Consider the following 8,390-nt stretch of genomic DNA (forward strand, 5'->3'; position numbering starts at 1 on the left):
CATGGCAACGCTGGACGTCTACAGGCAGAAACGCGATTTCAAGACCACGTCCGAACCTCGTGGCAAGAAGGCCCGCGGAAGCGGCAACAGCTTCGTCATCCAGAAACACGATGCTACACGGCTGCACTATGATTTCCGTCTCGAAATGGATGGCGTGCTCAAAAGCTGGGCGGTGACGCGTGGCCCCAGCCTCGTGCCGAGCGAGAAGCGGCTGGCAGTGCATGTCGAAGATCATCCGCTGGCCTATGGCGATTTCGAAGGCACGATCCCCAAGGGCCAGTATGGCGGCGGCACCGTCATCGTCTGGGACCGCGGCACGTGGACGCCGATCGGCGATGCCCGAAAGACCTATGCCAAGGGGCACATGGAATTCACGCTCGAGGGCGAGAAGCTGCACGGCCGCTGGCATCTCGTGCGCATGCATGGCAAGCCCGGCGAAAAGCGCGAGAATTGGTTGCTGATCAAGGGGGACGACGAATTCGCCCTGCCCGATGGCGAGGACAGCCTGCTCGACGAGCGGCCGGAATCGGTGAAGACGGGCCGAGGCATCGCCGATGTCGCCGGGGAGGAGCCGGGCTGGTCCTCGAAGACGGGACGCATTCGCAAATCCGTGGCGAAAAAATCGAAAGCGAAGGCGGTCGAGAAAGAGCTGGTCGCGGCGGAAGCGCCCGATCCCTCCGGTATCAAGGGTGCGCGCAAGGCGAAGCTGCCGGACTTTCTGCCGCCGATGCTGGCAACGCTTGCCGCAGCCCCTCCGGCCGGTGACGGCTGGCTGCATGAAATCAAGTTCGATGGTTACCGGCTTCAGGCCCGAATAGAGGCTGGACGGGTCAGGCTTCTCACCCGCAGCGGGCTGGATTGGACGAAAAAGTTCGGCAAGACCGTCGTTACGGCGCTGGCCGAGCTGCCCATAGGCGCCGCGTTGATCGATGGCGAACTCGTGGTGGAGAGCGGCGCCGGCGCATCCGACTTTTCCGCCCTTCAGGCGGATCTCAGTGCCGGGCGGGACGATCGCTTCACCTTCTATCTCTTCGATCTCCTCCATCTGGACGGTTACGATCTGACGCGCCTTCCTCTGGAAGAGCGCAAGGCCCTTCTTGAAAAACTGGTGCCGGGAATGGATGGAATCCTGCGTTATAGCGGCCATTTCGATGAAAACGGCGCGCTGGTGCTGCGCCACGCCTGCCGTCTCAGCCTCGAGGGCGTCGTGTCGAAACTGCGCGATGCGCCCTATCGGGAAGGGCGCAGCAGGAGCTGGATCAAGTCGAAATGTTCGGCCCGGCAGGAATTCGTCATCGGTGGCTACGTGCCATCAACCGTTTCGCGCCAGTCTATCGGCTCGCTCGTGCTCGGCGTCTACAAGGGCGGCAAACTCGAACCCGTCGGCCGCGTCGGCACCGGCTTTTCAGCCCCCGTCGCCGCCGATCTCTTCAAGCGCCTCTCGCGTTTGCGCACCGACGAAAGCCCCTTCGGCCGCAAGCTGACGGCCGAGGAAGCGCGCCAGGCGCGTTATGTGCGGCCGGAACTGGTTGCCGAAGTCGAATTCCGCGCCTGGACGGCGGACGGGCATTTGCGTCATGCTTCGTTCCGCGGCCTCAGGGAGGACAAGCCGGCAAAGGAGGTCGTTGCCGAAATGCCGAAATCGAAGACAGCCACCGCATCCAAGGCCGAGAAGCCGTCACGCCGCACCGTGCGCCTTACCCATCCCGATCGCGTCTATTGGCCGGGCGAAGGTGTCACCAAGGAAGGTCTTGCCGACTATTATACCGAGGTCTGGCGCTACATCGCACCACATATCGTCGGTCGGCCGCTCGCGCTCTTGCGCGCGCCGACCGGGATCGAGGGCCAGACCTTCTTCCAGAAACACGCCTGGAAGGGCATCAATGCCCATATCGTCGAGGTGCAGGACCCGGCCGAGAAGGACGACGAACCCTATGTCGCGATCAACGATGTCGACGGCCTGATAAGTCTCGTGCAATCGGCTGTGCTGGAAATTCACCCCTGGGGGTCGACGCTTTCCGACTGGGAGCGACCGGACCGCATCATCATGGACCTCGATCCCGGCGAGGATGTCACCTGGCAGGCCGTGATCGATGCCGCCGAGGAGACGCGCAAGCGCCTGGAAGCGGCGGGTCTCAACGCCTTCATCAAGACATCCGGCGGCAAGGGCCTGCATGTCTGCGCTCCGCTCAAACCCTCGGCGCGCTGGCCGGCGGTCAAGACCTTCTGCAAAGCTGTTGCCGATGCGATGGCCAAGGACAGCCCCGACAAGTATGTCTCGACCATCACCAAGTCGAAACGCCATGGCAAGATCCTTATCGACTACCTGCGCAACCAGCGGGGCATGACGGCCGTGGCGCCTTATTCCACCCGCGCCCGGCCGGGAGCCGCCGTCTCGATGCCGCTTGCCTGGGAAGAGCTCAGTGCGGATATCGGTCCGGCCTATTTCACCGTAGAAAACACGCCGACGCGCCTGCGGGCATTAAGCGCCGATCCCTGGGCGGATTTCCAGAAAGCGGCGGAACCGTTGAAAAACGGCAAAACGAAGGGCTGAGCTATTTGCCCTTGCCCTCCGCCTTGATGCTCTTGCGCAGGGCATCCATAATGTTGATGACATTGCCCGATGTCGGCGGCGGCGCCTTGGCCTTGGCCGGGCGTTTGCGGCCTTTTTTCTTCGCGGCGATGATGTCGAGCAGGCGGTCCTGCACCGGATCAGCCGCCATTTCTGGGCTCCATGGCCGGGTGCGTTCCTTGATGAGCGTTTTCACCAGCGCGAGCGCCTTCGGTTGCTGCTTTTCCGTCTTCAGGCCCTCGAAATAATCCTTTTCGGCCCGCACCTCGTCGCCATAGCGCAATGTCCAGAGAACGATGCCCTTGTCGCGCGGCTCCAGCATCACGGCACGCTCGCGGCGATAGAGCACGACACGGGAAATGCCGACGGTGCCGGTGGAGGCCATCGCCTCGCGAATGACGGAAAAGGCTTCCTCGCCGACCCGGTCGTTGGGCACGAGAAAATGCGGCGTGTCATACCAGATCCATTCGATCGTCTCGCGCGGCACGAAGGTCTCGATATCGATGGTGCGCGTGCTTTCCAGCGCCACCGCCTCGATCTCGTCATCCTCCAGCATCACATAGTCGTCTTCTCCGCGCGGATATCCCTTGACCTCGTCGTCCTCCGCCACGGGCTTGCCGGTGACGGCATCGACATAGCGGCTGGTGACGGGATTGCCGGTTTTTGCATTAAGCGTGCGAAAACGGACCTTGTCCTCCTGCGAAATCGCCGGCGTCATCGCCACCGGACAGGTCACGAGCGAAAGCTTGAGATAACCCTTCCAGAACGAGCGCGGCGCCATCAGCCCTTCCTTTCGAGCGGCAGGTGCTTCGACAAGGCGAAGCGCTCGGCAAAGGCGATGTCGTCCTGCGTAACGACCGGGATCGGATCGGAGAGGATGGCCATCAGCGTTTCGCGCGAAATGGAATCCTCCTCCAGAGCCTCCATCAACGCGCCGCGCGTTTCCCGTTCCGCCCTCAGGAGGGCCGCCAGCGCCAGGATCAGTCTGTCCTTGTTGTCCATGGGAACCTCCGTGTGTTCACGAGGTCTAATGCGGCATGGCCGTATCGGTTCCCGGCCTAGTCGGCGGATAGAAGAGTTCTGTTCTCCATGCTTATCGCCGAAACCGATTACGCCGACGTTCGGCGCTGTCGCCTAAGTAACAGTAGGGAAGGCAGTGCGGTACCTATGCCGCAATATGCGGCTACCAGGACATTGCTAGTTCTGGAAAGCCCTGAAACGGAAAAATCCGCCGAAGCGGATTTTTCAACGAACTCGAATGGTGGGCGTGACAGGGATTGAACCTGTGACCCCTACGATGTCAACGTAGTGCTCTCCCGCTGAGCTACACGCCCATCCGATGAGGGGCATAGATCACAAAACATCCGGCGGCGTCAATAGGCTTTTTGAAGCTTTTTTTACACGCGGTTTCTGTGGTCTTTTCCGGGGGTTAGGCGGCCAGCATCTTGTTGACTTCGTCGACGAGGTCGCGCAGATGGAAGGGTTTCGACAGGACTTTTGCGTCCTTCGGAGCCTTGGAATCCGGGTTCAGCGCGACGGCGGCGAAGCCGGTGATGAACATGACCTTGAGATCGGGATCGAGCTCGGTGGCGCGGCGCGCCAGCTCGATGCCGTCCATCTCCGGCATCACGATATCGGTGAGCAGAAGCGAGAAGGGTTCTTCGCGCAGCCGGTCATAGGCGCTGGCGCCGTTGTCGTAGGACAGCACCTGGTAGCCTGCCTTTTCGAGCGCCTTCACCAGGAAGCGGCGCATGTCGTTGTCGTCTTCGGCGAGGAGAATCTTGGGTGTCATGGATTTCGGGAACCATTGCTGAAAGTTGTCGGCCCGCGGACGGGCGGTTCTGATACACAAACGTATTCCGGTAAATATCCGGTGAATGCGGCAGGGCAAGGCCTATGCCCAATGTTCTCAGTATGGACAGGCGGGCATGCCGCTGGCAACATGGGCGACGCAATGATTTCAAGGCATGGTAAAGGACTATAATGGCGGGGGCCCCAAGCGAAAACAGCCACTTCGAAGTGCTGGAGCCGGTTTCGCAGAGCGTGCCCCTCGTCTTCAACTCGCCCCATAGCGGCCGCCGTTATCCACAGGGCTTCCTTGCGCAGTCGCGGCTGGATGCGCTCGGTATCCGCCGTTCGGAAGATCATTATGTCGATGAGCTGTTTTCCGTAGCGCCGGCGCTGGGCGCGCCGATGCTGATCGCGCATTTTCCGCGCGCCTGGCTCGACGTCAACCGTGAGCCCTATGAGCTCGATCCGCGCATGTTCGAGGGCGCGCTGCCCTCCTATGCCAATATCAATTCCATCCGCGTCGCCGGCGGCCTCGGCACAGTGCCGCGGGTCGTGGCGGAGAATATGGAAATCTACCGCCACCGCTTTCCTGTCGAGGAGGCGCTGGAGCGGGTGGAGACGGTCTACAAGCCCTATCACGACTGCCTGCGCCGCCTCGTCGTGCGCACGCATCTCGCTTTCGGTTTCTCGGTGCTGATCGATTGCCATTCCATGCCGGGCAACATCCGTGTGGCGGGCTCGGGGCTGCGGCCGGATTTCATCATCGGCGACCGCTACGGCACCAGCGCCTCGGGCGACCTGTCGCGGACCGCCATGCGGCTGCTTGAGGACATGGGCTTTACCGTCGTGCGCAACAAGCCCTATGCGGGCGGCTTCATCACCGAGCATTACGGTCGGCCCGCCAAGGGGCTGCATGCCTTGCAGATCGAGGTGAACCGCGCGCTTTACGTCGATGAGACGACGCTCGCCAAGCGGACGGACTTTGCCGTGCTGCAGACGGCGATTTCCGCCTTCCTGCAGGACTTTTCCGAGCATGTTGAGGAATATGCCGCAGACCGGGCGCTTGCCGCCGAATAGGCCCGCTTCCCTCTCAAAAAAAACCGCGCTTGTGGCGCGGTTCAAGTCTAGGGAGGAAACACCCAAGGAGGGTATTTACAGTCGGTGAAGACTGTAAGGAAAAGATAATGTTGCGCCGCACAAGAGTCAAGCGCAACTGCGGGATAAGTTTGCAGATCGTCAAGCAAGAATGTTGCGTGCGCCTTCCGGTGGCTTTCGCGTCAATCCGGTTCCGTTTTGCCTGACGATACAGTATGGAGAGGCGTGAAAAATCCCTCCGAGAGAGCCTCCATGTTGCCTGATCGCGCCTTTTTCGACCTTCTTGCCGAGGCGGCCAAGAAGGAAACCCTGCCGCGCTTCCGCGTCGGCGCCGATGTCGTCAACAAGGAGGCTGGTGGCTTCGACCCGGTGACGGAGGGCGACCGCGCCGCTGAGACGGCGATCCGGGCGCTGATCGAGCAGCATTTTCCCGATCACGGCATTCTCGGCGAGGAACATGGCTCGGTCGGCCTCGACCGTGAATATGTTTGGGTCATCGACCCGATCGACGGCACGCGCGCCTTCATTTCCGGCGTGCCGGTCTGGGGCACGCTGATCGGCCTCTATCGCAACGGCGAGGCGGTGATGGGCCTGATCGACCAGCCTTTCACGGGCGAGCGCTATTTTGCCGATGGCAAGGCTTCGCACTATGCCGGCCCGGACGGGAAGAAAGTGCTTTCGACGCGGGCCTGCAACAGCCTGTCGGATGCGATCCTGTTCACGACGTCGCCGCATCTGTTCAAGGACAGCGGCAGGACCCGATTCGAGGCCGTGCAGGACAAGGTGCGGCTGTTCCGCTATGGCGTGGATTGCTACGCTTATGCGCTTCTGGCGGCGGGACATGTCGATCTGGTCGTCGAATGCGGACTGAAGCCCTATGATGTCGGCGGCCTCATTCCGGTTATCGAGCAGGCGGGCGGCATCATCACGACCTGGGACGGTGGGCCGGCGGAGAATGGCGGCGAGATCATCGCGGCCGGCAGCCGTGTGGTCTATGACCAGGCCATGGCGATCCTGAATCCTTGAGGTGATCAGGCGCCGAGGTTGGTTTCCTCGGCGTCGCTGCCCGGAATGAAGGCATCGATCGCCGCCAGCGCCTGGGCGCGGAACCGGTCGGATTCCTGGAACAATTCGTGTTTTGCGCCGTCGATCTCGATGAGGCGCGCGGCGCGGAAGATGCGGGCGAGGTTGCCGATCGTTTCGCGCGGCACCAGCCTGTCGGCCGTCGGGCAGAGAATGAGGGTCGGGATGCGGATGCGCGTCAGGTGATCCTGATGCGTCACGCGCGTCATCGCCTTCAGCGTCTCGTTCAGCCAGCGCGCGCTCGGCCAGCCGATCGACAGTTCAGGGTGTTCGGTGAAGATCGCCGTATTGCGGGCGAAACGCCGCGCATCCGAGGTGACGACGTTTCTCGCGAAATCGAGCGATGGATCGCCCTTGCGGAAGGTGCGCCGGCCAAGCCCGAACAGCGAGGCGAGGCGGGCGATGATGGTGATCTTGCGCTGGCTCATCGACTGGCCGCTAAGCGCGATGAATGGAGCGGCAAGCACCATGCGCTCGATGCGGTTTTCCAGTTCCGGCGCCTGAGAGAGGGCGACGAGAGCGCCCGTCGAATGGGCGACGATGAAGAAGGGCAGGCGGGCATCCGGCAGAACGATCTTTTCGAGGAAGAGCGCGAGGTCTGCCTCGTAGTCGGAAAAGCGGGCGACATGGCCGGCGCGGCTCGGAGAGATCAGCCGGTCCGAACCCCCCTGGCCGCGCCAGTCGAGGGTAGCGACCCACAGGCCGCGCGCCGTCAGGTCATTGATCGTCTCGAAATACTTTTCGATGCACTCGCTGCGGCCGCCGAGCAGCACGACCGTGCCCTTGGCTTCGCGCTGTTTTGAGCGGAACACGGCATAGCGGATCTTCACGCCGCCGCGGCCTTCCATGAAGCCGGCGAAGTTGTTTTCGGGAACCGGATTGTCGGCTGTGGCGTGGAGGATGGGGTCCATCGGGCGGACAGGTCTCGGCAAGCGACGATGAAAGAGGGCGTCGATGAAAGATGGCGGCGATGGACGATGGATAGGCGCTCGCTCCGGCGCCGTCAAAGAAAAAAGCCGGATGCATGTGGCAACGGGGGTGGCGCACATGCAGTCCGGCCGCAATTTAACCGGGGAGGAAGGGACGTTACACCCCGGTCGTCAGAAGTTTTCGCTTCCGATGCTGCTGTTCTAGCAGTGCGAAGCTGAACGCTGTCCGAAGCGGCCGTTCATCCGGCGTTCATCTGGCGAAAATCTTTTCGGGCGAAGGAGGCATCAGACACCGCGCCAGTCCTGGCGCGCCAACTCGTACCAGACCTCGCCCTGGTCGCTGCCGGCAATGGGGTCCGGCCATTCGATGCGTTCGGTGCGCGTGTGGCGCATGCCGAGCTTTTCCATCACCCGGCGCGAGGCGTGGTTCACGGCCATCGTGGTCGCCACGATCCTATCATAGCCGGCGTTTTTAAAGCCCCATTCGATCAGGGCTTGCGACCCTTCCGCCGCCAGCCCCTGGCCCCAGTCCGTCCGACGCAGGCGGTATCCGAGTTCGGCCAGGGCCGTGCTCTCCGGCCAGAGACAGAACCAGCCGGTGAAGGCACCATCGTTCCTGCGCCGCGCGGTCCAGACATAGGGCTCGGTGCCATCGGGCATCAGGAACGTCGCGTCGGGATCGGCTTGGTCACGATCGACGGGGTGGCCGCCGTTGAGAAAGCGCATGACCTCGGGATCGCGTTCGAGCGCGATGAAATCGGCGCAATCATCAGGGGTGCAGGGCGTGAGTGTCAGGCGGCTCGTCTGCAAAACGGTCATGTCATGGTTCTCCAGCAGAGGCGCACTATGGCGGGATTCGCGTCCGGTCCCAGATCCAAAGCAATTTGCATCGCGCCTCTTGAACGCCCGAAAAAGCGTTC

Annotated in this window: 8 protein-coding genes and 1 tRNA gene; 3 read left to right on the forward strand and 6 right to left on the reverse strand. The window is 62.2% G+C overall.

All coding sequences use genetic code 11. The features are described from left to right. Position 1: 1 nt before the first annotated feature. Positions 2–2,554 carry a DNA ligase D gene (ligD, locus tag ACOZKU_RS27495; protein WP_421581575.1) on the forward strand — a complete coding sequence of 851 codons (2,553 nt, stop codon included), beginning with the start codon at positions 2–4 and terminating at the stop codon, positions 2,552–2,554. 1 nt (position 2,555) lies between these two features. On the opposite strand, the gene ACOZKU_RS27500 is transcribed toward ligD, so the two are convergent. From ACOZKU_RS27500 to cpdR1, 4 genes are all read right to left on the reverse strand, one after another. After that, positions 2,556–3,353 (reverse strand): Ku protein, encoded by a 798-nt coding sequence (locus ACOZKU_RS27500; RefSeq protein ID WP_421581576.1) that lies wholly within the window; start codon positions 3,351–3,353, stop codon positions 2,556–2,558. Continuing rightward, the gene (locus ACOZKU_RS27505; protein ID WP_314086408.1) at positions 3,353–3,574 is read right to left on the reverse strand and encodes a hypothetical protein; all 222 of its coding nucleotides are present in this window, start codon (positions 3,572–3,574) and stop codon (positions 3,353–3,355) included. Before ACOZKU_RS27505 ends, ACOZKU_RS27500 begins: the two co-directional genes overlap by 1 nt. A gap of 257 nt (positions 3,575–3,831) precedes the next feature. Then, positions 3,832–3,906 (reverse strand) — tRNA-Val (locus ACOZKU_RS27510). 95 nt (positions 3,907–4,001) lie between these two features. After that, entirely contained in the window at positions 4,002–4,364 is a 363-nt protein-coding gene (gene cpdR1, locus ACOZKU_RS27515; RefSeq protein ID WP_069061148.1) for a response regulator CpdR1, read from the reverse strand. A gap of 191 nt (positions 4,365–4,555) precedes the next feature. Between cpdR1 and ACOZKU_RS27520 the strand changes: the two genes are divergently transcribed. Together ACOZKU_RS27520 and hisN are read left to right on the forward strand one after the other, a co-directional pair. Then, positions 4,556–5,440 carry an N-formylglutamate amidohydrolase gene (locus tag ACOZKU_RS27520; RefSeq protein WP_421581577.1) on the forward strand — a complete coding sequence of 295 codons (885 nt, stop codon included), beginning with the start codon at positions 4,556–4,558 and terminating at the stop codon, positions 5,438–5,440. 270 nt (positions 5,441–5,710) lie between these two features. Further along, entirely contained in the window at positions 5,711–6,484 is a 774-nt protein-coding gene (gene hisN / locus ACOZKU_RS27525; protein ID WP_421581578.1) for a histidinol-phosphatase, read from the forward strand. A gap of 5 nt (positions 6,485–6,489) precedes the next feature. Here the strand turns inward: hisN and ACOZKU_RS27530 are convergent, their stop codons facing one another. Both ACOZKU_RS27530 and ACOZKU_RS27535 read right to left on the reverse strand, forming a co-directional pair. Next, positions 6,490–7,452, reverse strand: coding sequence for an alpha/beta fold hydrolase (locus ACOZKU_RS27530; protein ID WP_421581579.1), 963 nt, complete (start codon positions 7,450–7,452; stop codon positions 6,490–6,492). Positions 7,453–7,755: 303 nt separating this feature from the next. After that, on the reverse strand, positions 7,756–8,289 hold the full coding sequence (locus ACOZKU_RS27535) for a GNAT family N-acetyltransferase (protein ID WP_421581580.1): 534 nt from the start codon (positions 8,287–8,289) through the stop codon (positions 7,756–7,758). Positions 8,290–8,390 lie beyond the last annotated feature (101 nt).

It is taken from the genome of Shinella sp. M31, from assembly GCF_049199205.1.
GTDB lineage: Bacteria > Pseudomonadota > Alphaproteobacteria > Rhizobiales > Rhizobiaceae > Shinella.